The sequence below is a fragment of the Paracoccus salipaludis genome (genome assembly GCF_002287065.1).
In the GTDB taxonomy this organism is placed as follows: domain Bacteria; phylum Pseudomonadota; class Alphaproteobacteria; order Rhodobacterales; family Rhodobacteraceae; genus Paracoccus; species Paracoccus salipaludis.
In genome coordinates this window covers 25,422-51,487 of sequence record NZ_NSJZ01000005.1, presented here as the reverse complement: position 1 = coordinate 51,487, position 26,066 = coordinate 25,422, and the positions used below count along the sequence as shown (strand labels likewise).

At 69.5% G+C, this 26,066-nt stretch carries 23 protein-coding genes; 15 read left to right on the top strand and 8 right to left on the bottom strand.

Annotated features, from left to right (window positions below; genetic code table 11):
- Positions 1–39 precede the first annotated feature (39 nt).
- Genes CK240_RS07925 through pdeM form a run of 3 tightly spaced genes read left to right on the top strand, consistent with a single transcriptional unit; the run spans position 40 to position 4,814 of the window.
- Positions 40–1,659, top strand: coding sequence for a cisplatin damage response ATP-dependent DNA ligase (locus CK240_RS07925; RefSeq protein ID WP_095639810.1), 1,620 nt, complete (start codon positions 40–42; stop codon positions 1,657–1,659).
- 39 nt (positions 1,660–1,698) lie between these two features.
- On the top strand, positions 1,699–4,185 hold the full coding sequence (locus CK240_RS07920; protein ID WP_095639809.1) for a ligase-associated DNA damage response DEXH box helicase: 2,487 nt from the start codon (positions 1,699–1,701) through the stop codon (positions 4,183–4,185).
- A complete protein-coding gene (gene pdeM, locus CK240_RS07915) occupies positions 4,182–4,814 on the top strand; it encodes a ligase-associated DNA damage response endonuclease PdeM (RefSeq protein ID WP_095639808.1) in 633 nt (210 codons plus the stop codon). The genes CK240_RS07920 and pdeM overlap by 4 nt, the downstream gene beginning before the upstream one ends.
- A gap of 171 nt (positions 4,815–4,985) precedes the next feature.
- Here pdeM and CK240_RS07910 read toward each other — a convergent pair whose 3' ends face one another.
- The 6 genes from CK240_RS07910 to CK240_RS07885 form a co-directional block, all read right to left on the bottom strand.
- Entirely contained in the window at positions 4,986–5,681 is a 696-nt protein-coding gene (locus tag CK240_RS07910; protein ID WP_095639989.1) for an outer membrane protein, read from the bottom strand.
- Between the two features lie 301 nt (positions 5,682–5,982).
- The gene (gyrB, locus tag CK240_RS07905; protein WP_095639807.1) at positions 5,983–8,421 is read right to left on the bottom strand and encodes a DNA topoisomerase (ATP-hydrolyzing) subunit B; all 2,439 of its coding nucleotides are present in this window, start codon (positions 8,419–8,421) and stop codon (positions 5,983–5,985) included.
- A gap of 120 nt (positions 8,422–8,541) precedes the next feature.
- Positions 8,542–9,507 carry an ABC transporter permease gene (locus CK240_RS07900; RefSeq protein WP_095639806.1) on the bottom strand — a complete coding sequence of 322 codons (966 nt, stop codon included), beginning with the start codon at positions 9,505–9,507 and terminating at the stop codon, positions 8,542–8,544.
- Positions 9,507–10,586 carry an ABC transporter permease gene (locus tag CK240_RS07895; RefSeq protein ID WP_095639805.1) on the bottom strand — a complete coding sequence of 360 codons (1,080 nt, stop codon included), beginning with the start codon at positions 10,584–10,586 and terminating at the stop codon, positions 9,507–9,509. Before CK240_RS07895 ends, CK240_RS07900 begins: the two co-directional genes overlap by 1 nt.
- Positions 10,586–12,196 (bottom strand): ABC transporter ATP-binding protein, encoded by a 1,611-nt coding sequence (locus CK240_RS07890; protein ID WP_095639804.1) that lies wholly within the window; start codon positions 12,194–12,196, stop codon positions 10,586–10,588. Before CK240_RS07890 ends, CK240_RS07895 begins: the two co-directional genes overlap by 1 nt.
- 6 nt (positions 12,197–12,202) lie before the next feature.
- Positions 12,203–13,192 carry a BMP family lipoprotein gene (locus tag CK240_RS07885; RefSeq protein WP_095639803.1) on the bottom strand — a complete coding sequence of 330 codons (990 nt, stop codon included), beginning with the start codon at positions 13,190–13,192 and terminating at the stop codon, positions 12,203–12,205.
- A gap of 150 nt (positions 13,193–13,342) precedes the next feature.
- Between CK240_RS07885 and bioB the strand changes: the two genes are divergently transcribed.
- The 11 genes from bioB to CK240_RS07830 all read left to right on the top strand — a co-directional run bounded on the left by bioB (position 13,343) and on the right by CK240_RS07830 (position 22,150).
- Positions 13,343–14,386, top strand: a complete 1,044-nt coding sequence (gene bioB / locus CK240_RS07880; RefSeq protein ID WP_095639802.1) for a biotin synthase BioB — start codon at positions 13,343–13,345, stop codon at positions 14,384–14,386.
- Positions 14,383–15,531, top strand: coding sequence for an 8-amino-7-oxononanoate synthase (locus CK240_RS07875; protein WP_240517337.1), 1,149 nt, complete (start codon positions 14,383–14,385; stop codon positions 15,529–15,531). The genes bioB and CK240_RS07875 overlap by 4 nt, the downstream gene beginning before the upstream one ends.
- Positions 15,516–16,145, top strand: a complete 630-nt coding sequence (gene bioD / locus CK240_RS07870) for a dethiobiotin synthase (protein ID WP_095639800.1) — start codon at positions 15,516–15,518, stop codon at positions 16,143–16,145. The genes CK240_RS07875 and bioD overlap by 16 nt, the downstream gene beginning before the upstream one ends.
- Positions 16,142–17,383: an adenosylmethionine--8-amino-7-oxononanoate transaminase gene (locus tag CK240_RS07865; RefSeq protein ID WP_095639799.1), complete on the top strand. Its 1,242-nt coding sequence runs from the start codon at positions 16,142–16,144 to the stop codon at positions 17,381–17,383. The genes bioD and CK240_RS07865 overlap by 4 nt, the downstream gene beginning before the upstream one ends.
- A gap of 142 nt (positions 17,384–17,525) precedes the next feature.
- Positions 17,526–17,864 (top strand): hypothetical protein, encoded by a 339-nt coding sequence (locus tag CK240_RS07860; protein WP_135058809.1) that lies wholly within the window; start codon positions 17,526–17,528, stop codon positions 17,862–17,864.
- 17 nt (positions 17,865–17,881) lie between these two features.
- On the top strand, positions 17,882–18,154 hold the full coding sequence (locus tag CK240_RS07855; RefSeq protein WP_095639798.1) for an I78 family peptidase inhibitor: 273 nt from the start codon (positions 17,882–17,884) through the stop codon (positions 18,152–18,154).
- Between the two features lie 157 nt (positions 18,155–18,311).
- Complete coding sequence (locus CK240_RS07850) at positions 18,312–19,256, top strand: tripartite tricarboxylate transporter substrate binding protein (RefSeq protein ID WP_095639797.1); 945 nt, start codon at positions 18,312–18,314, stop codon at positions 19,254–19,256.
- 1 nt (position 19,257) lies between these two features.
- A complete protein-coding gene (locus CK240_RS07845) occupies positions 19,258–19,794 on the top strand; it encodes a tripartite tricarboxylate transporter TctB family protein (RefSeq protein ID WP_095639796.1) in 537 nt (178 codons plus the stop codon).
- Positions 19,791–21,308, top strand: a complete 1,518-nt coding sequence (locus tag CK240_RS07840; protein WP_095639795.1) for a tripartite tricarboxylate transporter permease — start codon at positions 19,791–19,793, stop codon at positions 21,306–21,308. Before CK240_RS07845 ends, CK240_RS07840 begins: the two co-directional genes overlap by 4 nt.
- Positions 21,309–21,383: 75 nt before the next feature.
- Entirely contained in the window at positions 21,384–21,719 is a 336-nt protein-coding gene (locus CK240_RS07835) for a DUF2794 domain-containing protein (RefSeq protein ID WP_095639794.1), read from the top strand.
- Between the two features lie 80 nt (positions 21,720–21,799).
- Entirely contained in the window at positions 21,800–22,150 is a 351-nt protein-coding gene (locus CK240_RS07830) for a hypothetical protein (RefSeq protein ID WP_095639793.1), read from the top strand.
- Here CK240_RS07830 and CK240_RS07825 read toward each other — a convergent pair.
- Complete coding sequence (locus CK240_RS07825) at positions 22,117–23,976, bottom strand: extracellular solute-binding protein (RefSeq protein WP_240517336.1); 1,860 nt, start codon at positions 23,974–23,976, stop codon at positions 22,117–22,119. The genes CK240_RS07830 and CK240_RS07825 overlap by 34 nt on opposite strands.
- A 372-nt stretch (positions 23,977–24,348) precedes the next feature.
- On the opposite strand from CK240_RS07825, the gene CK240_RS07820 reads away from it, so the two are divergent.
- On the top strand, positions 24,349–25,131 hold the full coding sequence (locus tag CK240_RS07820; RefSeq protein ID WP_095639791.1) for a 3-hydroxybutyrate dehydrogenase: 783 nt from the start codon (positions 24,349–24,351) through the stop codon (positions 25,129–25,131).
- On the opposite strand, the gene CK240_RS07815 is transcribed toward CK240_RS07820, so the two are convergent.
- Positions 25,128–26,024: a LysR substrate-binding domain-containing protein gene (locus tag CK240_RS07815; RefSeq protein WP_095639790.1), complete on the bottom strand. Its 897-nt coding sequence runs from the start codon at positions 26,022–26,024 to the stop codon at positions 25,128–25,130. The two genes, CK240_RS07820 and CK240_RS07815, sit on opposite strands and share 4 nt — an antisense overlap.
- Positions 26,025–26,066 lie beyond the last annotated feature (42 nt).

Sequence of the window (26,066 nt, the reverse complement as noted above, 5' to 3'; positions counted from 1 at the left end):
GAACCGGGGGGCGGGCAGCCCCCCGTGCGAGGGTCGCCCATGAAAGCCTTTGCCGCCCTTCTGGAACGGCTGGCCTTCACGCCCGCCCGCAATGCCAAGCTGCAGATCCTGCAGCACTACCTGGAACGCACGCCCGATCCCGACCGGGGCTATGCCTTTGCCGCGCTGACGGGCGACCTCAAGCTGCGCACGGTCACGCCCGGCCTGCTGCGCGGCCTTGCCGTCGAGCGCTTCGACGAGGTGCTGTTCGCGCTCAGCTACGACTTCGTGGGCGACCTCGCCGAAACCATTGCGCTGATCTGGGAGGGCGAGCCGCAGGGCGAGCTGTCCATCACCGAGGCCGTCCACCTGCTGGAAACCACCGGCAAGGCGGGCCTGCCGGCCGCCATCGCGGGCGTGCTGGACCGGCTGGGCCCGTCCGAACGTCTGGCCTTCCTCAAGCTTGCCACCGGCAACCTGCGGATCGGCCTGTCGGCGCGGCTCGCCCGCACGGCGCTGGCGCAGATGGGGGCGCCGACGCTCGACGAGATCGAGGAGGTCTGGCACGGCCTCAAGCCCCCGTACCCCGAGGTCTTCGCCTGGGTCGAGGGCGGCCCGCGCCCCGACCGCGCCGCGCTGGCGCCCTTCCGGCCGGTAATGCTGTCCACCCCCATCGACCTTGACGAGCTGCGCGCGCTGGACCCCGCCGACCATGTCGCCGAATGGAAATGGGACGGCATCCGCGTGCAGGCCGTCAGCGAAGGGGGCGTGCGCCGCCTGTATTCCCGGACCGGAGAGGACATCTCGGGCGCCTTTCCCGACCTGATCGCCGAGATCACCTGGGAGGGCGCGGTCGATGGCGAGCTTCTGGTCCGCAGCGAAGGAGGCGTCGCCAGTTTCAACGACCTCCAGCAACGCCTGAACCGCAAGACGGTCAGCCGCGCCCTGCTGCAAAGCCACCCGGCGGGCCTGCGGGTCTATGACCTGCTGATCTGGAACGGCGAGGACCTGCGCCCGCGACCCCTGATGGACCGCCGCGCCGTGCTGGAGGCCGCGGATTTTCGGTCGGACCGCATCGACATCTCGCCCCTCCTGTCATTCAGCACGTGGGACGACCTCGCTGCCTTGCGCGCCGATCCGCCCGACCCGGTGATCGAGGGCGTGATGATCAAGCGCCGCGATGCGCCTTACACCGGCGGCCGCCCGCGCGGCCCCTGGTTCAAGTGGAAGCGCGATCCCCGCGTGGTGGATGCGGTGCTGATGTATGCCCAGCGCGGGCACGGGAAACGCTCGGGCTACTACTCGGACTTCACCTTCGGCCTCTGGTCGGGCGACACGCTGGTCCCCGTCGGCAAGGCCTATTTCGGCTTCACCGACGAGGAGCTGCGCGAGCTTGACCGCTTCGTGAGGAACAACACGACCGAACGCTTCGGTCCCGTCCGCGCCGTCGCGCCCAAGCTGGTGGTCGAGGTCGCCTTCGAGGGCGTGAACCGATCCGCCCGCCACCGCTCCGGCGTGGCACTGCGCTTTCCCCGCATCAGCCGCATCCGCTGGGACAAGCCGGCGGTCGAGGCCGACCGGCTGGACACGCTGGAGGCGATGATCGACGCGCCCAATGTCTTCGACGCCGAGGCCGCGCGGGCCGGCGTGCGGCATGGACGCACCAAGCGGCGGGAGTGAGGGGTGGCGCGTGGGGACCACGCACCCTACCTGCAGGCCATGAACGAAGGTTCCCCCCTGTCCCGCGCCACCTTGCCGCCCGCCTTCGCCGACTGGTTCGCGCGGCAGGGATGGACCCCGCACCCGCACCAGCTTGCGCTGCTGGGGGCGCAGGGCGACAGCCTGCTGATCGCGCCCACGGGGGGCGGCAAGACGCTGGCCGGGTTCCTGCCATCGCTGGTGGAACTGGCCGACGGCTGGAAGGGGTTGCACACGCTCTATGTCTCGCCGCTGAAGGCGCTGACGGCGGACATAAGCCGCAACCTCGCCCGGCCCGTGGCCGACTTGGAGCTGCCGATCCGGGTCGAGGACCGCACCGGCGACACGAAGACCAGCGCCCGCCAGCGCCAGCGCACCGATCCACCGCAGATCCTGCTGACAACGCCCGAAAGCCTTGCGCTGATGCTGTCCTACCCCGAAGCCCCGAAGATCTTCAGCAGCCTGCGCCGCGTGGTGCTGGACGAACTGCACGCGCTGGCGGAATCCAAGCGCGGCGACCAGTTGATGCTGGGGCTCGCGCGGCTGCGCAGCCTTGCGCCCGGCCTGATCGCCACGGGCCTGTCGGCCACGGTCGAGGACCCGCAGGCGCTGGCGGGTTTCATGGGTGGCGCGCAGGTCGTCCATGCCGACCCCGGCCCCGAGCCGGACATCGCCATGCTGCCGACCAGCCGCCCGCCGCCCTGGGCGGGGGCAGGGGGGCGCTATGCCGTCCGCGACGTGCTGAAGGCCGTGGCCGAGGCGCGCACGACCATCATCTTCATCAACACCCGCGCCCAGGCCGAGCTGTTCTTCCAGGCGCTGTGGGCCGAGAACGACGCAAACCTGCCCATCGGCCTGCACCACGGCAGCCTCGCGCGAGAGGCCCGCGCGCGGGTCGAGGCGGCGATGGCCGCGGGCGAGCTGCGGGCGGTGGTGGCAACGGGGTCGCTCGACCTCGGGATCGACTGGGGCAACGTGGACCTGGTGATCCAGGTGGGCGCGCCCAAGAACGTCAAACGGCTGGTCCAGCGGATCGGGCGGGCGAACCACCGCTACAACGCACCCTCGCGCGCCCGCATTGTCCCCGCCAACCGCTTCGAGGTGATCGAATGCATCGCCGCGCTGGAAGCCGTGCGCGAACGTGACCTTGACGGCGATGCGCGGGGGCCGGGGCCGCTGGATGTCCTCTGCCAGCACATCCTGCTGACCGCCTGCGCCGGGCCCTTCGACGCGGATGCGCTTTATGCCGAGATCCGCACCGCCGGCCCCTACCGCGACCTGTCGCGCGCCGATTTCGACGACTGCCTGAACTTCACGGCGACGGGCGGCTATGCCCTGCGGGCCTATGACCGCTGGCAGCGGCTGATGCAGCGTGGGGGCCTCTGGGGATTGCGCGACCCCCGCGCCGCCCGCGACCTGCGGATGAACGTCGGCACCATCGTCGAGGCCGAGATGACCAAGGTCCGCTGGAAGCGCGGCGGCGGGCTGCTGGGCGAGGTCGAGGAATCCTTTGCAGCCAGCCTCGTGCCGGGCGACACCTTCCTGACCGGCGGCCAGATCGTGCGCTACGAAGCCCTCCGCGAACTGGTGGTCGAGGTCAGCCCCAGCCCCCGCAAGGAACCGAAGATCGCCGTCTTCTCGGGCGTGCGGATGCCCATGTCGGCCGAACTCAGCCACCGCGTCCTGTCCCTGATCGGCGATCCTTCGCGGTGGGAGGTGCTGCCCCAGCCCACCCGCGACTGGCTGTCCCTGCAGGCCGAGGTCTCGGCCGTGCCCCGGCCCGGCACCCTGCTGGCGGAAACCTTCCCGCACATGGGCCGCTGGCACCTCGCCGTCTACGGCTTTGCCGGGCACAACGCGATGCAGACGCTGGGCCTGCTGCTGACGCGGGCAATGGAGGAGGCGGGGCTGGGCCCCCTAGGCTTTTCCTCGACCGATTACGCCCTGCTCATCTGGTCGCTGGACCCGGTGACGGACCTCGCCCCGCTTCTGGACCGCGACAAGCTGCGGGCGGGACTGGGGGACTGGCTTGCGGGCAACGCGGTGATGAAGCGGACCTTCAAGAACGTCGCCATCATCTCGGGCCTGATCCACCGCAACATGCCGGGGGGACGGCGGACGGGGAAGCAGGCGACCTTTTCCACCGACATCCTTTACGACACGCTGCGCCGCCACGACCCGGACCACCTGCTGATGCGGATCACGGCCGCCGAGGCGGGGCGCGGCCTTGTCGATTTCGGCCGCATCGAGGAGATGCTGGACCGATCCTCCGTTCTTGACCACCGGCAACTGGACCGCGTATCGCCCTTGGCCGCGCCCCTCATGCTGGAAATGGGCCGCGTCAGGATCGAGGGGCAGGGCCGGATGCGCCTGGCCGAGCAGGAGGCGGAAGCGATGATGCAGGCGGCTGGATTGCAACTGACCGACGATCCCACGGGCTTCGACGCCCCCGCGCCTGTTGTTCCGGCCGAGCCGCCCCGCCGGCGCAAGGCCGGCCCGGCCCGATGACGGGCTTTGCCTTCACCTGGCATGGGCTCAGGCTCGAGGCGCGCTGTTCCGGTGCCCTGTGGTGGCCCGCGGAACGCTGGCTGATCGTGGCCGACCTGCACCTGGGCAAGTCCGAGCGCATGGCCCGGCGCGGCGGCGCCCTGCTGCCACCCTACGAGGGAATTGAGACCCTGCGCCGCCTTCAGACCGAGGCCGAGGCGCTGGACCCGGCCGTGATCGTCAGTCTGGGCGACGGCTTTGACGACGATGCGGCGGCCGAGGCGCTGGACCCCCAGGTGGCCGAGGCGCTGACCTGTCTGGGCGCTGCGCACGAGCTTCGATGGATCGCGGGCAACCACGATTCGCAGGCGGGCGGAGAGACGACGCTGCGGATGGGCCCTGTGATTTTGCGCCACCAGCCGGACGGCGAGGGGCCGGACATCAGCGGGCATTTCCATCCGGTCGTGCGGCTGGCGGGCGCGCGGCGAAGGGCCCTGCTGATCGGGCCCTCGCACATGATCCTGCCGGCCTTCGGTCATTACACGGGCGGGCTGGACGCGGGGGCCGAGGCCATCACGCGCTGGGTGCCCCACGGACTCGCCGTCGCCTGCCTGCATAAGGCCTTGCCGGTGCCGCTGCCGGCGGCCTGAACAAGGGCGGCGCAGGGCCGGGCGTCCTCCCGGATCGGGCTGCGCCCCGGCCCTTGAATCGCGACCCTGCGGCAGGGCTGCCCTTGAACCGGAAGGCGAGGGGAACGGGCGCCTTCATGCAAAAAGGCCGCCGGAAGAACCGGCGGCCCGCATTCCTATTGAACCCGCAGCTCAGAAGCTGAAGTTCAGGCCCAGCTTGACGTTCGAATGCTCGGGCGTGGCGACCGTGGTGCGGCCCAGGTATTCGATATCCGTCGAGCCGAAGTTGGCGTATTCGTATTCGCCGGTCACGGACATCCGGTCGGTCAGCTTCCGTTCGACGCCCAGGCCAAGGACATAGCCGTCGGCGTCATAGCCTTCTTCCTCGCCATCGACGCTGTAGGTGAAATCGCCCTGCTGCCAGCCGGCGATGCCGTAGACCAGCGTGTCGGGGCGGACCAGGTAGCCGGTCTTCAGGCGGATGCCGAGCAGACTGTCCACTTCGGACTCGAACTCGGAGTCAGCGAGCCCGAGGGGGGCCGAGTCGAACTCGAAGTCGTCGCTGATGTCGCCGCCGACATAGGCGATCTCGGGGCCGACCACCCAGCGGTCGCGCTGCCAGCGATAGCCCAGGCGCAGCCCGGCGTTCCAGCCCGACAGCTCGGCGCTGCCGATGTCCACGCCCGGCGGACGCACGCCGATGTCGTCGTCGCCGCCGAAGGCATAGCCCAGCGTGATGCCGGCATAGGCGCCCTGCCAGTCGGAGGGGGCGGGCGTGACGACCAGCGGGGGCTCGATTTCCACGACTGGCGCGGTGAAGCCGCCGGCATGAGCGGCGGAAACCGAAAGCAGGGCTGCGACGGACGCGGCGATCAGGTTGTTGCGCACCTTGAACCTCAAGCAGTAGAGATGACGGCCACGATCCCATCGCGGCTCTTGCTGAAATGATAACTGGCATGAAGGGCGGCTGTTCCCAAGGGGGAACCCGCCAATTTCCAGATTTTCTGCCGGAATGATGCGGTCCTGCCACCCTCTTCAACCCGAGGTGGAAAGGTCGCGTCTGACAAGCTCCGCGACGAACTTTGCCCTGACAGAACAGAAAGTTGGTCGCGGATAGCCCCGGAAGAATCTGCCGCCTTCCCGGTGTGACGTGACGCGCAGGCGGCCGGTCCTGCGCGTTGCAGAATTGTCACGCGTCCAGGTTCTCGACGCTCAGCGCGTTGGTCTGGATGAAGTCCCGGCGGGGCTCGACCACGTCGCCCATCAGCTTGGTGAAGATGTCGTCGGCTTCTGCCACGTCCTCGACCCGCACCTGCAGCATGGTGCGCGCCGTCGGGTCCAGCGTGGTTTCCCAAAGCTGTTCCGGGTTCATCTCGCCCAGGCCCTTGTAGCGCTGAAGGCTCAGGCCCTTCTCGCCTTCGGCGAAGATCGCCTCCAGCAGCGACAGGGGGCCGTGGATGGGCAGCAGGCGATCCTTGCGGACCAGCGTGGCGCCGCTGCCGTAAACCTCGCGCAGGGCGTCGGTCATGGCGCCCAGGCGGCGGCTTTCGCCCGAGCGCAGCATCGGCCCGTCCAGCAGCCGCGATTCCTCGACCCCCCGCAGCAGGCGCGTCAGGCGGATGCCGCCGTCCTGAGTCGGCCGGGCGGCCCAGCCGCGCTCGTATTCCTCGGCGATGAGGTCCAGCCGCGCAGCCACTGCCGACCCGACCGCAGCCGCATCGGCGTCGATGGCGCCGGGCACCATCGCCCCGGCGATCGCCGCCTGTTCGGTGATGTGGGGCGGGTAATGCGTCGGATAGCTGCGGATGACGCGGCGCGCCGTCCGGGCCTCGTCCACGACGCGGGCCAGGTCCGCGCCCGTGATCTCCTCGCCCGAGCCGAGGCGCAGCGCCGTGCCCTCGATCCCCTGCTGGATCAGGTAGTCCTCCAGCGCGGCCTGGTCCTTCAGGTAGACCTCGGACCGGCCCCGCGCGACTTTGTACAGCGGCGGCTGCGCGATATACAGGTGCCCGGCCTCGATCAGTTCCGGCATCTGCCGGAAGAAGAAGGTCAGCAGCAGCGTGCGGATATGCGCGCCGTCCACGTCGGCATCCGTCATGATGACGATCTTGTGGTAGCGCAGCTTGGACAGGTTGAACTCGTCCCGCCCGATGCCGGTGCCCAGCGCCGTGATCAGCGTGCCGATCATGTCCGAGGACAGCATCCGGTCGAAGCGGGCGCGTTCCACGTTCAGGATCTTGCCGCGCAGGGGCAGCACCGCCTGGTTCTGGCGCGACCGGCCCTGCTTGGCCGACCCGCCGGCCGAGTCACCCTCGACGATGAACAGCTCGGCCAGCGAGGGGTCCTTTTCCTGGCAGTCGGCCAGCTTGCCGGGCAGCGAGGCCACGTCCATCGCGGTCTTGCGGCGCGTCAGTTCGCGGGCCTTGCGCGCGGCCTCGCGCGCAAGCGCCGCCTCGATGATCTTGCCGACGATCTGCCGGGCCTCGCCGGGATGCTCCTCGAACCACTCGGCCAGCTTTTCGCCGACCAGGTTCTCGACCGCGGGACGCACCTCGGAGGACACCAGCTTGTCCTTGGTCTGGCTGGAGAACTTGGGGTCAGGCACCTTGACCGACAGCACGCAGGTCAGCCCTTCGCGCGCGTCGTCGCCGGTGAAATCCACCTTTTCCTTGCGCGCGATGCCGCTGTCCTGGGCGTATTTGCCGATCACCCGCGTCAGCGCGCCCCGGAAGCCCGCCAGGTGCGTGCCGCCGTCCCGCTGGGGGATGTTGTTGGTGAAGGGCAGCACCGTTTCGTGATAGCTGTCGTTCCACCACATCGCGATCTCGACGCCGATGCCGCCACGCTCGCCGGTGATGAAGATCGGCTCGGGCATGACCGGGGTCTTGGACCGGTCGAGGTATTTGACGAACTCGCGGACGCCGCCCTCGTAGAACAGTTCGGTCCGCAGGGGCTCGGCCGGGCGCTCGTCCTCCAGCAGGATGCGGACGCCCGAGTTCAGGAAGGCCAGTTCCCGCAGCCGGTTTTCCAGCGTCTTGAACTGGTAGTCGAGGTTCGAGAAGGTCCCGCCCTGCGCGTTTTCCCGGGAGCTTGCGAGGAAGCGGACCTCGGTCCCCTTCTCGCCGGGCGCGGCATCGCCCACGACGCGCAGGTGCTCGACCGTGTCGCCGTTCTCGAAGCGGGCGAAATGCTCCTTGCCGTTGCGCCAGACGCGCAGCTCCAGCCAGTCGGACAGGGCGTTGACGACCGAAACGCCCACGCCGTGCAGGCCGCCCGAGACCTTGTAGCTGTTGCTGTCGAACTTACCCCCGGCATGCAGCTGGGTCATGATGACCTCGGCCGCGCTGACGCCTTCGGTCGGATGCATGTCCACGGGGATGCCGCGCCCGTTGTCGCGGACGCTGACGCTGCTGTCGGCGTGGATCTTCACGCGGACATAGTCGGCATGACCGGCAAGCGCCTCGTCGATGCCGTTGTCCACGACTTCGTAAACCATGTGATGGAGGCCGGACCCGTCATCGGTGTCGCCGATATACATGCCCGGCCGCTTGCGGACGGCTTCCAGACCCTTCAGAACCTTGATGGAATCGGCGCCGTATTCGACCGGCTGCGCGGTGGCTGCGCTCATTGCTGACATTATCCTGCGATTGTTGCCCATGATATAAGGCTCGCGCAGGCAAATGTCACGGGAAACACACAAGATTTTGCCGTTTTCGGGGCATTCCGGCAGGGTCTTGCCCAAGCCTCGTCAGCGTTCCTTGACATAGGGCTCGCCCCCCGCGCGGGGCGGGGTGGCGCGGCCGATGAAGCCCGCAAGGATGATCACCGTCAGCAGGTAGGGAAGGGCGCTCATGACCATCGAGGGGATCGTGACGAAGCCCAGGTCCAGTTCGGGATAGCGGTTCGCCACCGCCTCCATCAGGCCGAAAAGGAAGGTCGCGCCCAGCGCCCGCCAGGGCCGCCAGTTGGCGAAGATCAGCGCGGCGAGCGCGATATAGCCCCGGCCCGCCGTCATTTCCTTGACGAAGCCCGCCGAGAGGCCCGTGGCGAGGTAAGCCCCCGCCAGTCCCGTCAGCACCCCGCAGATCGCCACCGCCGCCCAGCGCAGGCGCGGCACCGACACGCCCGCCGTATCGACCGAGGCGGGGTTTTCCCCCACCGCCCGCAGCCGCAGCCCGAAGCGGGTGCGGTAGAGCAGCCACCAGGTCCCGGGCACCAGCAGCGCGGCCACATAAACCAGCGCCGTATGGCCCGACACGACCTCGGCATAGAAGGGGCCCAGCACGGGGATGCCGCTCAGCGCCTCGGTCCCCGGCAGGGTGACGGGGGAAAAGCGCGCCGCGCCCTCCAATGAGGGCGTGCGGCCGCCGAGGCCGAACCAGCTCTGCCCCAGCAGCATCGTCAGGCCCGAGGCGAGGAAGTTGATCGCCACGCCCGAGATCAGCTGGTTGCCGCGGAAGGTGATCGCGGCCAGCCCGTGGATCAGCGACATGGCCACGGCAGAAAGAACCCCGGCCACAAGCCCCAGCCACACGCTGCCGGTGACTGCCGCCGTGGCCGCCGCCGAGAAGGCCGCCATCAGCATCTTGCCTTCCAGCCCAATGTCGAAGACGCCCGCGCGTTCCGAGTAAAGCCCCGCGAGGCAGGCCAGCAGCAAGGGCGTCATCAGCCGCACCGCGCTGTCGAGGATCTGCAGGATCGTCGCGTAATCCATCAGCGCGCCCCGAACAGCCGGCCCAGCGGCATCCTGACCATGTTGTCCAGCGCCCCCGTGAACAGGATCACCAGCGCCTGGATCACCACGATCAGCTCGCGCGGGATCGAGGTCCAGAGCGCGAGTTCGGCACCGCCCTGGTACAGGAACCCGAACAGCAGCGCCGCCAGCACGATCCCGACGGGATGGTTGCGGCCCATCAGCGCGACGGCGATGCCGATGAAGCCCGCGCCCTCGGCGCTGTTCAGAAGCAGCCGCCCGGCCTCGCCCATGACGTTGTTGATGGCCATGAGGCCCGCCAGCCCGCCCGAGATCATCATGGCGATCACGATGATCCGCGCGGGCCGGATGCCCGCATAAAGCGCGGCCCGTTCCGAGCGGCCGAAGGCGCGGATCTCGTAGCCGAGCGGCGTGCGCCAGATCAGCAGCCAGACCAGCACGCAGGCCGCCAGCGCGATCAGGAAGCTGATGTTGGCGGGCGTGGACTTGCCCCACTCGATGCCCACCGCCGCCGCCATGTCGGTCAGGCGCGGCAGCTGCGTGCTCTCGGGGAAACGCGCCGAGGCGGGGTCCATGCTGCCCGGCGGGCGCAGGACGTTCACCAGCAGCCAGTTCAGAAGGGCGGCGGCGAGGAAGTTGAACATGATCGTCGTGATGACGATGTGGCTGCCCCGCTTGGCCTGGAGGATCGCGGGGATGAAGGCCCACATCGCCCCGAACAGCGCCGCCCCCACCATCGCGACGGGCAGCGCCACGCCCCAATGCGGCCAGGGCAGCGCCAGCGCCACCAGCGCGACGCCCAGGCCGCCCAGGCTCGCCTGTCCCTCGGCCCCGATGTTGAACAGCCCCGCGTGCGCGGCCACCGCCACCGCAAGCCCGGTGAAGATGAAGTTCGTCGCGTAGTAGAGCGTGTAGCCCCAGCCGTAGGACGACCCGAGCGCGCCGGTGACCATCACCTTCAGCGCCTCGACCGGGTTCTGGCCGATGGACAGGATCACCAGCGCCGAGATGGCGAAGGCCAGCGCCAGCGAGATCAGCGGCACCAGCACGAGGTCGGCCCAGCGGGGCAGGCGGGTCATCAGATCACCCCTTTGCTGGGTTCGTGGTCCGGCGTGTCGGGCTGGCCCTGCTCGGGCGGGATGCCCGAGGGCGAGGCCCCCGCCATCAGCAACCCCAGTTCGGCGGCCGAGGTTTCCCCCGACAGCCTTTCGCCCATGATGCGGCCGTCGAACATGACGGCGATGCGGTCCGACAGCGCCATGATCTCGTCCAGTTCGACCGACACCAGCAGGATCGCGGCGCCCGCGTCGCGCAGCTCGATCAGGCGGCGGTGGATGAACTCGATGGCGCCGATGTCCACGCCCCGCGTGGGCTGGCCCACCAGCAGCAGCACGGGTCGGCTTTCGATTTCCCGCGCGACGACGATCTTCTGCTGGTTGCCGCCGGAAAAGTTCTTGGCCGCAAGCTCGGGGTCGCGGGGGCGGACGTCGAAACGCTCCATCTTGGCGGCGGCCTCGCGGCGGATCGCGTCGTGGTCCATCAGCGCGCCGCCCGCGTCCCGGTGGCGGCCGAGGACCGTGTTCTCCCAGGCCGAGAAGTCCATCACCAGCCCCTCGGCCTGCCGGTCCTCGGGGATGTTGCCGACGCCCGCCTGTCTGCGTGCCCGCGCGTCCGTGCCGTCCAGCGGCAGGGGCCGCCCCGCCAGCCGCGCGGTCCCGCTGACCTGCGCGCCCGCCTCGGGGTAGCCGCCGAGGATGTCCAGAAGCTGCGTCTGCCCGTTGCCGCTGACACCCGCGATCCCCAGGATCTCGCCTCCGCGCACCGCCAGGTCGATGCCGCGCAGCCGTTCCACGCCCGCGCGGTCCACCATCCTCACGCCCGCCAGTTCCAGCACCGGGGCGCCCGGCGCGGCCTGCGCCTTGTCCACCCGGAGCAGGACCTTGCGGCCGACCATCAGCTCGGCCAGCGCCTCGGGAGAGGTTTCGCGCGTGGGCACGGTGGCCACCATCTCGCCGCGCCGCATGACGCTGACGTTGTCGGTGATCTCCATGATCTCGCGCAGCTTGTGGGTGATCAGGATCACCGTCTTGCCCCGCTCGCGCAGGCCCTTGAGGATGCGGAACAGGTGGTCCGCCTCGGCCGGGGTCAGCACGCCCGTGGGCTCGTCCAGGATCAGGATGTCGGCTTGGCGGTACAGCGCCTTGAGGATCTCGACCCGCTGCTGGTGGCCGACCGACAGCGTTTCCACCACCGCGTCGGGGTTCACCTCGAGCTGGTATTCGGCCGCGAGCCGCCGCAGTTCCTTGCGCGCGCGCGACACCGAGGGCGCCAGCAGCGCGCCGTCCTCGGCCCCGAGGATGACGTTCTCGACCACCGTGAAGTTCGGCACCAGCTTGAAATGCTGGAAGACCATGCCGATGCCCGCGCGGATCGCCGACTGGCTGTCGGTGATCCCGGCGTCGCGCCCGCCCACGAGGATCTGCCCCGCGTCCGGCCGGTAGAAGCCGTAGAGGATCGACATGAGCGTGGACTTGCCCGCGCCGTTTTCCCCCACGATGCCGTGGATCGTGCCCGGGGGCACGACCAGGCTGATGTCGCGGTTGGCCTGCACCGGCCCGAAGGCCTTGGAAATGCCGCGCAGCTCGATCGCGGGCGGCGCGGCGTCGCCTCGGGTGCCGGGCAGGGCCATCTGCCGTCAGTCCGCCGGGCAGGAGTTGTCGGACATGTAGTCGTGGGGCACGATCTCGCCCGCGATGATCTTGGCCTTCGCCTGATCCACGGCCGCGGTCATCTCGGGCGTGATCAGGGGCGCGTTGTGTTCATCCATCGCCAGCCCCACGCCCTCGGCCTTGAGGTCCATCAGCTTGATGCCCGGCTCGACCGCCTCGCCCGCCTTGAAGGCCTCGTAGACCGAGTTGTCCACGCGCTTGACCATCGAGGTCAGCACCTTGCCCGGATGCAGGTGGTTCTGGTTCGAATCGACGCCGATCGACAGGATGCCCTCGTCGGCCGCCGCCTGAAGGACGCCGATCCCGGTGCCGCCCGCCGCGGCATAGATCACGTCCGCCCCTTGCGCCTTCTGCGCGCGGGCCAGCTCGCCCCCCTTGACGGGGTCGTTCCAGGCCGCAGGCGTCGTCCCGGTGAAGTTGGTGATGACCTTGCCGTCGGGTCGCGCGGCCTTGAAGCCCTCGGCATAGCCGCAGCGGAACTTGTGGATCAGCGGGATGTCCATGCCGCCGATGAAGCCCACGGTGCCGGTCTTGGACGCCATGCCCGCCAGCACGCCCGCAAGATAGGACCCCTCGGGCTCGGCATAAACGTTGGACTGGACGTTCGGCTGATCGACCACCGTGTCGATGATGACGAAGCGGGTGTCGGGATAGTCGGGGGCGACCTTGTTCAGCACCTCGCCGAAGGCGAAGCCCGTGGTCACGATGGGGTTCAGCCCGGATTCGGCCAGCCGGCGCAGCGCCTGCTCGCGCTGGGCCTCGGACTGCATCTCGAGTTCCTTGTAGGTGCCGCCCGTCTCGGCCTTCCAGCGCTCGGCGCCCGTATAGGCGGCCTCGTTGAAGGACTTGTCGAACTTGCCGCCCAGGTCGAAGACCAGCGCGGGCTCGGCCAGGGCTGCGGCGGTGGACAGCGCCAGCGCGACCACGCTCGCGGCAAGGCGGAAGGTCAGGGTCATCTCGGCTCTCCCGTTGGGTTCGGGCGGATTACAGGAAAACCCCCGTGCGGCGTCAATCGGAAACGCGGCAATGGGCGCAGCGTCCGTTGGACAGCCGCCGGCAATGCTGTTAACCCCCGTGCCAATCGATGCACCTGCCGAGAGGCCGCCATGAACGCTCCCACTGTTGCCCCCGTCACCGGACGCAAGCACTGGACTGCGGCCGAAGCGCGGGCGATCATCGACCAGCCCTTCATGGACCTGCTGTTCCAGGCCCAGACCGTCCACCGGCAGCATTTCGACCCCAACCGCATCCAGCTGAGCCGCCTTCTGTCGATCAAGACCGGCGGCTGCCCCGAGGATTGCGGCTATTGCAGCCAGTCCGCGCGCCACGGGTCCGAGCTGACCGCCTCGAAGCTGCTGGAGGTCCAGCGCGTCATCGCCGAGGCGAAGAAAGCGAAAGCCGCGGGCGCCACGCGCTATTGCATGGGGGCGGCCTGGCGCAGCCCCAAGGAACGCGACATGGCGCAGGTCGTCGCCATGGTGGAAGGCGTGAAGGCCCTGGGCATGGAAACCTGCATGACGCTGGGGATGCTGGACGCGGGCCAGGCCCGCCGCCTGAAGGACGCGGGGCTGGATTACTACAACCACAACGTGGACACGTCCGAGTCGCACTATGCCAACGTGGTGACGACCCGCACCTATGCCGACCGGCTGGAAACGCTGGCGGTGGTGCGCGACAGCGGCATCAAGGTCTGCTCGGGGGGCATCCTGGGCCTGGGCGAGGGGCAGGGCGACCGCGTCGAGATGCTGGTGACGCTGGCGAACCTGCCCGAGCCGCCGGATTCGGTGCCGATCAACCTGCTGATCGCCATTCCTGGCACGCCGATGGAAAACGCGGCCCCCGTCGATCCGATCGACTTCGTCCGCGCGGTCGCGCTGGCGCGGATCATGATGCCGGAAAGCCATGTCCGCCTGTCTGCGGGCCGGACCGAGATGTCGGACGAGATGCAGGCGCTGTGCTTCTTCGCGGGCGCGAACTCGATCTTCATGGGCGACACGCTGCTGACGGCGGCGAATCCGGGCGACGACCACGACATGAGGCTGCTGGCCAAGCTCGGGATGCAGCCGATGGTCGCCTGGGAGCACGCGCCCGAGGACGCCGAGCCGCGCGCCCTTTCGCGCGACGAGATGCCGGTGCCGATCCTGCGGTGAGCGTGCCTTCGAAGGACCGTCTCGCGCCCTTCCGCGCGGACCTCGACGCCATCGCGGCGGGCGGGCGGACGCGGCGGCTGATCCCCCGCGCGGGGGTGGATTTCGCCTCGAACGACTACATCGGCCTCGCGGGCTCGCTGCGGCTGGCCAATGCCGTGCGCCGCGCGCTCGAGGAAGGGGTGCCGGTGGGCGCCGCCGGCTCGCGCCTGCTGCGCGGCAATACCGAGTGGCACGAGGGCTTCGAGGAGGCGGCCGCGCGTTTCTTCGGCGCGGAATCCGCGCTGATGCTGGGCGGCGGCTACCAGGCGAACGTCGCCGTGCTGGCGACGCTGCCCCAGCGCGGCGACCTGCTGCTGATGGACGACCTGTCCCATGCCTCGACCCGCGAAGGCGCGCGCCTGACCCGCGCCGAGGTGGCCGAGTTCCGCCACAACGACGCCGGGCACGCTGGGGACGTGATCCGCGGCTGGCGCGCCGGGGGCGGCAGGGGCGCCGTCTGGATCTGCGTCGAAAGCCTTTACAGCATGGACGGCGACCGCGCGCCGCTGGACGACCTTGCGCCCCTGGCGGACCGCGAGGGCTTCCTCGTGGTGGACGAGGCTCACGCGACCGGCGTCTGGGGCCCTGACGGACGCGGGCTGTCCTACGCGCTGGAAGGCCGCGGGAACGTCGTCACCCTGCACACGCTGGGCAAGGCGCTGGGTGGCTCGGGCGCGGTGCTGACGCTGCCGCAGGTGCTGCGCGACTTCATCGTGAACCGCGGGCGGCCCTTCATCTTCGCGACCGCCCCCTCGCCCTTGATGGCCGTGGCCGCCACCGAGGCGCTGGCCATCCTGAAGGACGAACCCGAGCGGCGCGACCGCCTGCAGGACCTGATCGACCTGTTCGCGGCGGAACTGGCACGGCGCCTGCCGCATCTGCCGCCCTCGGGCAGCCAGATCGTGCCGCTGATCGTCGGGGCCGAGGCGCCGACGATGCGCCTTGCCGCCCGCCTTCAGGCCGAGGGGCTGGACGTGCGCGGCATCCGCCCCCCCACCGTTCCCGCCGGCACCTGCCGCCTGCGGGTTTCCCTGACGCTGAATGCCTCGCCAGCCGACGTCACGCGGCTGGCCGAGGTGCTGGAGGACGCATGGCCCAATTCGTGATCACGGGCACCGGGACCGACATCGGCAAGACGGTCTTTGCCGCCGGGCTGACCGGCCTGATCGGCGCGGACTACTGGAAGCCGGTCCAGACCGGCGTGACGGGCGATGGCCCCGCGCCCCAGGGCAGCGACGCGGCCTTTGTCCGCGCGATGACCGGCGCGCGCATCCACGACTCGCTTGCCGTCCTGCCCGAGCCGCTGTCGCCCCACCGTGCGGCGGAACTCGCGGGCGTGACGCTGGAGCCGGAGACCTGGACCATCCCCCAGGCCGACCCGCTGGTGATCGAGGGGGCAGGGGGCGTGCTGGTGCCCATGACCCGGAAGATCCTGTCGGCCGACCTGTTCGCGCGCTGGGGCATCCCCGTGGTGCTGGTGGCCGCGACGGGCCTGGGCACGATCAGCCACACCGCCACGGCTGTCGAATCCCTGCGCGGGCGGGGCGTGATCCTGCACGGCATCGCCTTTGTGGGCGAGGACAACCCCGACAACATCGCCACCATCGCGGAACTGACCGGCGCGCGGGTGCTGGGCCGCCTGCCGCGCCTCGACCCGCTGACGCCCGATGCCCTGCGGGCCGCGATGCGGGCCGCCTTCGACCCCCGGGACTTCGCATGACCCCTTCGCCCGTCTGGCGCCCCTTCACCCAGCACGCGACGGAAGCAGAGCCTCCGGTCGCGCGGCGGACCCATGGCGCGGTGATCGAGACCGACCGCGGCCCCCTGATCGACGCGATCTCCAGTTGGTGGGTCATCACCCACGGCCACAGCCACCCGCCGATCATGGCCGCGATCCGCGAGGCTTCGGAGCGGCTGGACCAGGTGATCTTCGCCGGGCTGACCCATGAGCCCGCGGAATCCCTGGCCCGCGAACTGGTGGCGCTGGCGCCCAGGGGACTGACCCGCGTCTTCTATTCCGACAGCGGGTCCACCAGCGTCGAGGTCGCGCTGAAGATGGCGCTGGGCTTCTGGCGCAACACGGGCCGCGCGCGCCACCGCATCGCCGTGATCGAGGGCGGCTATCACGGCGACACCATCGGCACCATGAGCGTGGGCGAGCGCGGCGTCTTCAACGTGGCCTACGAGCCCCTGATGTTCGCCGTGGACCGGCTGCCCTTCCCCGCGGAAGGCGGCACGGAAATGCTTTCCGCCTTCGAGGCGCTGGCCGCGGGCGGCGACATGGCGGCGATCATCCTGGAGCCGCTGATCCTCGGCTCGGGCGGAATGCGGATGTACGGGCCGCAGGTGCTCGAGGGCATCCGCCGCATCTGCGACCGCCACGGCGTCCTGATGATCGCCGACGAGGTGATGACCGGCTGGGGCCGGACCGGCGAAATGTGGGCCTGCGACCATGCGGGGATCGCGCCGGACATCCTCTGCACCTCCAAGGGCCTGACCGGGGGCGCGATCCCGCTGGCCGCGACGCTGGCGACCGAGGAGATCTTCCAGGCCCACTGGTCCGAGGACCGCAGCCGCACCTTCTTCCATTCGTCCAGCTACACCGCCAACCCCCTGGCCTGCGCCGCTGGCCTGGCGAACGCCCGCATCTGGGCCGCGGGCGGAATGCAGGCGCGGCTGAAGGCGGTCGCGGCGATGCAGTCGGAACGGCTGGCCGCGCTGGCGCGTGACGACCGCTTCGCGGATGCGCGCCAGACCGGCACTATCGCGGCGATCGACCTGAAGGTCGAGGCGGCGGGCTACCTTGCCGCCGTGGGGCAGCGGTTGCGCGCCCATGCGCTGGAGCGGGGCGTCCTGCTGCGGCCGCTGGGGAACACGGTCTATGTCATGCCGCCTTACTGCATCACGGGCGACCAGATGGACCGCGTGTGGGGGGCGATCTCGGGTTTCCCCGCCTGACCACTGATGCGCGGCGGTGACAGGGGCGGTGCCGCCGCTGCGCCGCCGCTTTCCGGCCTTCCGGCTCAACCCTATAGTGTCCCGACCCGAGGCGCCGGGACAACGGCTGCCCGACCAACAGGACCCAGAAACGGCTCACCCGATGAAAAGACTGACTGCCCTTGCCCTTTCCGCGCTGCTGGCCGGCTGCGTGGTGGCCCCTCCGCCGCCCGCGGTCGTTGTGGACCCCGCCCCGGTCGTCGTGGCGCCGCCGCCCGTCACCGGCGTCGCGGGCCTGCAGTCGCGCGAACCCGATGGCTGCAAGGCCGCGACCTATCGTTCGTCGATAGGCCAGCCCGGCTCGGTGATCCCGACCCTGGGCGTCACCCGGCAGTATCGCATCGTCGAATACCGTGGCATCGAGCCGCAGGAATACGATCCGCTGCGGATCGTGTTCCGGCTGGACGCCGCGGGCAACATCCAGGCCGTCGATTGCGGCTGATGGGAAAGGAAACCGCCATGCGCACCCTTGCGCTTCTTCCACTGCTGGCGCTGGCCGCCTGCGTCGAACCGACCCCTCCGGCCGAGCCCGAGCCCGCCCCCGACCTGTGCAACGCCGCCTCGATGCAGGGGCTGGTGGGCCAACCCGCCTCGGTGCTGCAGGACATGATGCTGCGCGCGGGCACGCGGGTCATCAACCCCGGCGATGCGGTCACGATGGACTTCCGGGCCGACCGCATGAACGTCGAGATCGGCGCAAACGGGCGCATCGAGAAGATCGCCTGCTACTGACCCCGCGGCGTTCGGGGCGAACAAGGGGCGGACCTGCGGGTCCGCCCTTTCTTCATCGCCGTCCTCGCGGCCACTTCCTTGGAAAGCTCCTGTGCGCTATTGGATTCCGGGATGCGACCCGCCGCGACAGACGGTCGGCGCGGCAACGGAGGAACACATGCGACATTTCACCCTCGGCGCGCTTTTCGCGGCCGTTCTGGCGGTGCCCGCGCTGGCGGCGGACTATTCCATCATCGCGCCCGCCAATCCGGGCGGCGGCTGGGACCAGACCGCGCGCACCATGCAGGACGTGCTGCAGAAGGAAGGCATCTCGAGATCCGTCCAGGTGCAGAACGTCCCCGGCGCCGGCGGCACCATCGGGCTCGCGCAGTTCGCTGAGCAGCACAAGGGTGACCCGAACGCGCTGATCATCGGCGGCTATGTCATGGTCGGCGCCGTCCTGACCAACAACTCGCCCGTCAGCCTGGCCGACGTGACCCCCATCGCGCGCCTGACCGGCGAATACGAGGCGGTCGTGGTTCCCGCCGCCTCCCCCCACCAGACGATGGCGGACCTGGTCGCGGCGCTCAAGGCCGACCCGGGCGCGGTCAGCTGGGCCGGCGGCTCGGCCGGCGGCACGGACCACATCGCCGTGGGCCTGATCGCCCAGGCGGCGGGCGTGGACCCGACCAAGATCAACTACATCGCCTATTCCGGCGGCGGCGAGGCCCTGGCCGCGATCCTGGGCAACCAGGTCACCGCGGGCGTGTCCTCGCTGGGCGAGTTCCAGAGCCAGATCGAGGCGGGCACCATGCGTCTGCTGGCCGTCAGCGCGCCCGAGCGGATCGAGGGCGTGGACGCGCCCACGCTGAAGGAAGCGGGCCTGGACGTCGAGCTTCAGAACTGGCGCATGGTCGCCGCGGCCCCCGGCATCACCGCCGAACAGAAGGCCGCCATCACCGCCGACATCGAGAAGATGGCCAAGTCGGCAGGCTGGCAGGAACAGCTGGCCGCCAAGGGCTGGTCCGACACCTGGATGGCAGGCGCCGACTTCGACGCGCAGCTGGCCAAGGACACCGCCGCGACCGAACAGGTGCTGAAGTCCATCGGCCTGGTGAAGTAAGATGAGCGACCGCCTGCCGCCCCACACCGATCCGGTCCCCGGTCCCGCCGAGCGCCCGCCCGAGCCGCATGTCGTCCATCCCTCGCTGTTCGCGGTGGCGGCGGGACTTGCGGTCATCGGCGCGGTCATGCTGTGGGATTCGGCCCGGCTCAGCGGGGCGGCGGGCTATTCCAACGTCGGCCCGGCGATGTTCCCCCGCATCATCGGGGGCGTGCTGATCGGGCTGGCGGTCTGGACCGCCATCTCGACGCTGCGCCGTGACTTTCCCGACCCGCATCCTTCGGCCAAGGGGCCGATCCTGTGGGTGCTGGCCGGCCTGACGGCCCAGCTCCTGCTGCTGAAGGTGGCGGGCTTCTCCATCGCCACGGGCCTGCTGTTCGCCCTGACCGCGCGCGGCTTCGGCAAGCGCAACCTCGCCGTCACGATTCCGCTTGGCATCGCCATGGCCTTCGTCATCTGGGCCGTCTTCTCGCAGGTGCTGATGCTGAACCTTCCGGCCGGGCCGCTCGAGCGGCTGTTCTTCGGGACCACGCCATGAACTCCTTCGATTTCCTGCTGCAGGGGCTGGCCGCCGCCGCCCAGCCGATGCTGCTGCTTTACGCCTTCATCGGCGTTCTGCTGGGCACGATGGTGGGCGTCCTGCCGGGGATCGGGCCCGCGCTGACGGTGGCGCTGCTGCTGCCCGTGACCTACGGGCTGGACCCCGCAGGCTCGCTGATCATGTTCGCGGGCATCTATTACGGCGGGATGTACGGCGGTTCGACCACCTCGATCCTGCTGAACACGCCGGGTGAAAGCGCCTCGATCATCACGGCGCTGGAAGGCAACAAGATGGCCCGGAACGGGCGCGGAGGCCCGGCGCTGGCCACCGCCGCCATCGGCTCCTTCATCGCCGGCCTGATCGCCACGCTGCTGCTGGCCTTTCTTGCGCCCCATATCGTGCGGCTGGCGCTGGTCTTCGGCCCGCGCGAATATTTCGCGCTGATGGTGCTGGCCTTTGTCACCGTCTCGTCGGCCTTCGGGGATTCGACCCTGCGGGGGCTGACCTCGCTGTTCCTGGGGCTCGCGCTCGGCTGCATCGGCATCGACCAGCTGACGGGGCAGGCGCGGCTGTCCTTCGGGCTGCCCGACCTGCTGGACGGGGTGGACGTGACCACGCTGGCCGTCGGCATGTTCGCCGTGGGCGAGGCGCTGTTCGTCGCGGGGCAGCATGCGCTCGACCGCGACCAGGTGCTGCCGGTGAAGGGGTCCATCTGGATGAGCCGCCGCGACTGGGCGCGGTCCTGGAAGCCTTGGCTGCGCGGCACCGCCATCGGCTTCCCCATCGGCGCCATGCCCGCGGGCGGGGCCGAGATCGGGACCTTCCTGTCCTATTCCGCCGAAAAGCGGCTGACCAAGCACCCCGAGGAATTCGGCAACGGCGCGATCGAGGGCGTCGCGGGCCCCGAGGCCGCCAACAACGCCTCGGCCGCAGGCACGCTGGTGCCGCTGCTGACGCTGGGCCTGCCGACCACGGCCACCGCCGCGATCATGCTGGCGGGCTTCCAGCAGTTCGGCCTGCAGCCGGGGCCGCTGCTGTTCGCCACCAACCCGACGCTGGTGTGGAGCCTGATCGCCTCGCTGCTGATCGCCAACCTGATGCTGGTCGTGCTGAACCTGCCGCTGATCGGGCTGTGGGTGAAACTGCTGACCATCCCCAAGCCCTGGCTTTACGCGGGCATCCTGATGTTCGCCACGCTCGGCACCATCGGCACCAACCCGTCCAGCTTCGAACTGGGAATGCTGATGGGCTTCGGCCTGATCGGCTACCTGATGCGGATGTTCCATTATCCCGTGGCGCCCATCGTCGTGGGCCTGATCCTGGGACCGATGGCCGAACAGCAGCTTCGCCGCGCGCTGTCCATCAGCCAGGGCGACTGGAGCGTGCTGGTCCAGTCCCCCGTCGCCGCCGTCCTGCTGACGCTGGCCGCCCTGGGGCTGATCGTGCCGCTGGTCCTGCGCGCCCTGGGCAAGGGCGAGGTGCTGCAGGCGGTCGCCGCCGACGAGGACTGAGGCGCGCCCTCACGTCCGCATGACCTGCGCGATTTGCCCGTTGATCGGACGGGGGCGGGGTGCCACCTTGGGGGCATGACGGTCCAGCCCCTGATCCCGCCCAGTCCCGCGCCCGAGGTCGTGTCCTTCGACCGGCAGGAACTGGGGGTGATCCTGTCCCTTTACGGCCGCATGGTCGCGGCCGGGGAATGGCGCGACTACGGCATGTCCTTCCTGCGCGAGATGGCGGTCTTTTCCGTCTTCCGCCGCGCGGCGGAAAACCCGCTGTACCGCATCGAGAAGCGGCCCAAGCTGCGCAATGCCCAGGGCATGTATGCCGTGGTCGGCATGGACGGGCAGATCCTGCGGCGCGGCCATGACCTGCCCACCGTCCTGCGCGTGCTGGAACGCAAGCTGATCCGCCCCGTCTGACCGCATCGGGGAACCGCGCGCCGTCCCTGCGGTTTGGGGCAGACAAGGCGGCTTGCCCCCGAACGGATGGAGATTGCGCGATGAAATGGACCCATGTGCAGGCGAACTGGCCCGCGTTCTACGAGGCCATCCTCGAAAAATGGGAGGATGCGGACGAATCGATGCTGGACGAGATCGACGGCGACCAGCGCGCCTTTGTCCGCTACATCGCCGAGATCACCGAACAGGAGCCCGAAGAAGCGCGCGACGAGATCAAGCAGTGGCTGGCGGGGGAAATCCCGTCCGACATCGTGATGGACCCGCTGCACGACAACCACTCGATCGCCCTGTCGGGCAAGTATGTGGCCGAGGGCGAGGACGAATATGCCGACGACGCCCGCTTCGGCGACGACGACGATTACCCCGACGACGGCGACGACGACGGCCGCTGAGCCGGGTCCTGCGTCCCCGCCTGCTCGGACCACCACAGGTCCGGCAGGAAGCCGGGCCAGTCGCCATAAGCCGTGGGCTGCGCCGGATAGCGCAGCCAGGCCGCATGGGCGATCCGGCTGACCGGCGAATAGCTGACCGGGATCACGTAGCGCCCTGTCGTCAGCAGCCGGTCCAGCGCGCGGATGGCGGCGACATGCTCGGCCTCGGTTTCGGCATTCACCGCCCGCCCGATCATCGCGTCCACCGCGGCAGACCGGACCCCCATCCAGTTGCGCGAGCCCTGCTGGTCCGCGCTGGCCGATCCCCAGTACAGCGCCTGCTCGTTGCCGGGCGACAGCGACAGGCCGCGTTCGTACCAGGCCATGTCGAAGGCGAAGCGGTTGGTGCGTTCCACGTATTGGGCGCTGTCCAGCACCGTGACGCGCGGCTGGATGCCCAAGGGCCGCAGCGCCTCGACATAGATGTCCACGATCTGCTGGACCTCGGACCCCGCGCGCATGGCGCTGCCCGACTGGTTCAGGACGATCTCGGGGGCGAAGGGGGCGCCCTCGGCGTTCTTCAGCACGCCTTCCTGCACGGTCCAGCCGGCCTCGGCCAGCAGTCGCACCGCCTCGCGCAGGGATGCGCGGTCGAGCAGCCGGTCCGAGCCCTCGGGCAGGGCATAGCCCTCGAAGGTGCCGGGCGGGACCTCGGCCGCAAAGGGGGCCAGCAGCGCGGCCTCGGCCGGGTCGGGCGGGCCGGGGCGCATGGCAAGCTCGGAGTTGGCGAAATAGCTGGAAATCCGGGGGTCGATGCCGCCGGTCAGGGTCTGGTTGATGAAGCGGTGGTTGAAGGCCAGGATCATCGCCTGCCGCACCCGCCAGTCGGCGAACAGGGGGGATCGCGTGTTCATCGCCAGCCCCATGATGCCCGAAGGGCGGCGGTGCGGGATCTCGGACTTGACGACGCGGCCGCTGGTCACGGCCGGGAAGCTGTATTCCGTGGCCCATTTGACTGCGCCCAACTCGCGCCAGACATCGACGGCGCCCGCCTTGAAGGCCTCGAACATGGCGTTGCTGTCGGCGAAATAGTCGTAGCGGATCCCGTCGAAGTTATACATGCCCCGCGTCAGGGGCAGGTCGCGGCCCCAGTAGTCGGGATTGCGGCGGTAGCTGATCGACCGGCCGGGGTCCACCCGGTCCACGACATAGGGACCCGAGCCGACCGGCACCTCCAGCGACGAGGCGGCGAAGTCCTTGCCCTGCCATTGCGCCTTCTTCAGCACGGGCCGCAGCCCCATCAGCAGCGGCAGTTCCCGGTCGGGTTCCGAGAACTCGATCCGCAGCGAGCGTTCCCCGGTCCGGGTGATGGAGGAAACCTTGGCCCAGGCCCCGGCATAGCGGGGATGGCCCTCGGTCCCCAGCGTCCGGAAGGACCAGATCACGTCCTCGACCGTGACCGGAGAGCCGTCGGAAAACCGCGCCTCGGGCCGCAGGGTGAAGGCCACCCAGCTCCGCTGGTGATTCGTTTCCACCGTTTCGCACAAAAGACAATACAGCGTGAAAGGCTCGTCCAGCGACCGCAGCATCAGCGGCTCGGCGACATGGACGCCCACGGACCAGGCCGGACTGCCTTTCAGGACCCAGGGCTTGAGGGAATCGAAGCTGCCCGGCTCGGCAAAGCGAATCGTTCCGCCCTTGGGCGCCTCGGGGTTCGCATATGGCAGAAAGGCAGCATTGTCAGCAAGAACAGGTTTTCCAAACATTGCAAGGGCATGAGAGGGCTCGGCACGGCTTGGCAGCGGCATGGCTGCAACAGTCGCCAGCCCCAGGGCAAGCACACGCATAACGCGAAACCCGCAAAAAACATCAGGAAATCGAGTGATTTTCATGGGCGCCTGTCCTGCCTCGCGCGGCTTTGATGCCGGTTCTGCGGGGATGATTAACCCTCTGCCCGGTTCGAGGCAAACTCGGCCCTTGGCGTGGCAGGGTGTTGGGCGTATATCGAAATCACTGCTCGATAGGTTTCTTGCCTGTATGAAACCTGCCTCATGACTTGGCGCCCGCTTCATGCGGGCGTCTTTTTTTGTCGCCGCGGACCTGAAGGCGCCATCTGCCCCGCGGGCGGGGCGTCGCGTCGCCGGCCCGCAGGAAGGCACTGGCGGACGGGGTTTGCCCGGCGCTAAGCTCGCGGGCGAACCGGCGGAGGAAGGCAGGACATGGCGGACAGGGCTTTGGCGGGCAGGAGGGCCGTGGTCACCGGCTCGAACAGCGGGATCGGCCTCGGGGTGGCCGAGGCGCTGGCGGCGGCGGGCGCGGACGTGGTCATCAACAGCTTCACCGACACGCCCGAGGATCACGCCCTGGCCGAGCGGCTGGCCCGCGACCATGGCGTCGCCGTGCGTTACATCCCCGCCGACATGAGCAAGCCCGCCGACTGCCGCGCGCTGGTCGAGAAGGCCGGCCACTGCGACATCCTCGTGAACAACGCGGGCATCCAGCATGTCGCCCCCATCCCCGAGTTCCCGGCGGAAAAATGGGACGCGATCATCGCGATCAACCTGTCCAGCGCCTTCCACACCACCGCCGCGGCGCTGCCGATGATGCAGGCGGCGGGCTGGGGCCGGATCGTCAACATCGCCTCGGCGCACGGGCTGACGGCCTCGCCCTTCAAGTCGGCCTATGTGGCGGCCAAGCACGGGATCGTCGGGCTGACCAAGGTCACGGCGCTGGAAACCGCCGCCGAGGACATCACCTGCAACGCCATCTGCCCGGGCTACGTCCTGACCCCGATCGTGGAAAAGCAGATCCCCGACCAGATGAAGACCCATAACATGAGCCGCGAGGACGTGATCGCCAAGGTCATGCTGGCGCGCCAGCCCTCGGGGCAGTTCGCCACGGTGGACCAGATCGGGGCCACGACGGTGTTCCTGTGCTCGGACGCGGCGGCGCAGATCACCGGGACCACGATCTCGGTCGACGGGGGCTGGACGGCGCTCTAGGCGCCCGCCTCGCCGTCGGCCGCGACTTCCGACAGCAGAAAGCGCCGGAAGGCGCGGATCGCCGGGCGGTTGCGGCGGGCAGGCGGATGGACCAGCCAATAGGCCTTGCCATCCATCGCGGTGGTCTGGAACGGCTGGACCAGCGCCCCGGTCGCCAGTTCGAAGCGGAAGAACCGCGGGGTCAGCAGCGCGACCCCGTTGCCCGCCATGGCCAGCCGGGCCTCGTGGATCTGCGTGCCCAGCAGCAGGGCCGGCCGGGGCGGGCAGGAGCATTCGCGGCTGACCCCGGCCGCTGCAAGCCAGAGGTTCCAGCCGGGATCGTTCGACGCGATCCATGGAAGGGGCACGATCTGCGCCGGATCGCTCAGCGGGCCGTGCTGCGCGATCAGCGCGGGCGACAGCATGGGCGTGAAATCGACGGTGAACAGCTTCTGCGCCGTCAGCCCCGGCCAGTCGCCCTCGCCCAGGCGGATCGCCACGTCGATGTCCTCGCGCGCGAAATCGACCAGGTGGTCCGAGGCTTCCATCCGCACGGACAGGTTGGGATTGTCCGCCTGGAAGCGGCCCAGCCGCTGTGAAAGCCAGTTCCCTGCCATCGTGGGCAGGGTCGAGATCGAAAGCGAGTCGGCTTCCGCCTGCGGCGCATAGGCGGCGCGCAGCAGGTCAAAGGCCTCGCGCGTCGGCCCGGCGAGGCGTCCGCCCAGCGCGGTCAGTTCGATCCCGCGCGGCTTGCGCAGGAACAGGGCGCCGCCGAGGCGTTCCTCCAGCAGCCGGATCTGGTAGCTGACGCCGGCCTGGGTCATGCCGAGGTCGCGCGCCGCGGCGGTGAAGGACAGCTGCCGGGCCACCGACTCGAAGACCCGCAGCGCCGCAAGGGAAGGCAGGTTGTCCATCAGTCAGGCTTATGCCCCCATGCCGAGCCATGATTGGCGAAG

Coding starts and splice junctions, on each gene's coding strand:
- CK240_RS07925 (WP_095639810.1), top strand. CDS start 40: ATGAAAGCCTTTGCCGCCCTTCTGGAACGGCTGGCCTTCACGCCCGCC.
- CK240_RS07920 (WP_095639809.1), top strand. CDS start 1,699: ATGAACGAAGGTTCCCCCCTGTCCCGCGCCACCTTGCCGCCCGCCTTC.
- pdeM (WP_095639808.1), top strand. CDS start 4,182: ATGACGGGCTTTGCCTTCACCTGGCATGGGCTCAGGCTCGAGGCGCGC.
- gyrB (WP_095639807.1), bottom strand. CDS start 8,421: ATGAGCGCAGCCACCGCGCAGCCGGTCGAATACGGCGCCGATTCCATC.
- CK240_RS07900 (WP_095639806.1), bottom strand. CDS start 9,507: ATGGATTACGCGACGATCCTGCAGATCCTCGACAGCGCGGTGCGGCTG.
- CK240_RS07895 (WP_095639805.1), bottom strand. CDS start 10,586: ATGACCCGCCTGCCCCGCTGGGCCGACCTCGTGCTGGTGCCGCTGATC.
- CK240_RS07890 (WP_095639804.1), bottom strand. CDS start 12,196: ATGGCCCTGCCCGGCACCCGAGGCGACGCCGCGCCGCCCGCGATCGAG.
- CK240_RS07885 (WP_095639803.1), bottom strand. CDS start 13,192: ATGACCCTGACCTTCCGCCTTGCCGCGAGCGTGGTCGCGCTGGCGCTG.
- bioB (WP_095639802.1), top strand. CDS start 13,343: ATGAACGCTCCCACTGTTGCCCCCGTCACCGGACGCAAGCACTGGACT.
- bioD (WP_095639800.1), top strand. CDS start 15,516: ATGGCCCAATTCGTGATCACGGGCACCGGGACCGACATCGGCAAGACG.
- CK240_RS07865 (WP_095639799.1), top strand. CDS start 16,142: ATGACCCCTTCGCCCGTCTGGCGCCCCTTCACCCAGCACGCGACGGAA.
- CK240_RS07860 (WP_135058809.1), top strand. CDS start 17,526: ATGAAAAGACTGACTGCCCTTGCCCTTTCCGCGCTGCTGGCCGGCTGC.
- CK240_RS07855 (WP_095639798.1), top strand. CDS start 17,882: ATGCGCACCCTTGCGCTTCTTCCACTGCTGGCGCTGGCCGCCTGCGTC.
- CK240_RS07850 (WP_095639797.1), top strand. CDS start 18,312: ATGCGACATTTCACCCTCGGCGCGCTTTTCGCGGCCGTTCTGGCGGTG.
- CK240_RS07845 (WP_095639796.1), top strand. CDS start 19,258: ATGAGCGACCGCCTGCCGCCCCACACCGATCCGGTCCCCGGTCCCGCC.
- CK240_RS07840 (WP_095639795.1), top strand. CDS start 19,791: ATGAACTCCTTCGATTTCCTGCTGCAGGGGCTGGCCGCCGCCGCCCAG.
- CK240_RS07835 (WP_095639794.1), top strand. CDS start 21,384: ATGACGGTCCAGCCCCTGATCCCGCCCAGTCCCGCGCCCGAGGTCGTG.
- CK240_RS07830 (WP_095639793.1), top strand. CDS start 21,800: ATGAAATGGACCCATGTGCAGGCGAACTGGCCCGCGTTCTACGAGGCC.
- CK240_RS07825 (WP_240517336.1), bottom strand. CDS start 23,976: ATGCGTGTGCTTGCCCTGGGGCTGGCGACTGTTGCAGCCATGCCGCTG.
- CK240_RS07820 (WP_095639791.1), top strand. CDS start 24,349: ATGGCGGACAGGGCTTTGGCGGGCAGGAGGGCCGTGGTCACCGGCTCG.
- CK240_RS07815 (WP_095639790.1), bottom strand. CDS start 26,024: ATGGACAACCTGCCTTCCCTTGCGGCGCTGCGGGTCTTCGAGTCGGTG.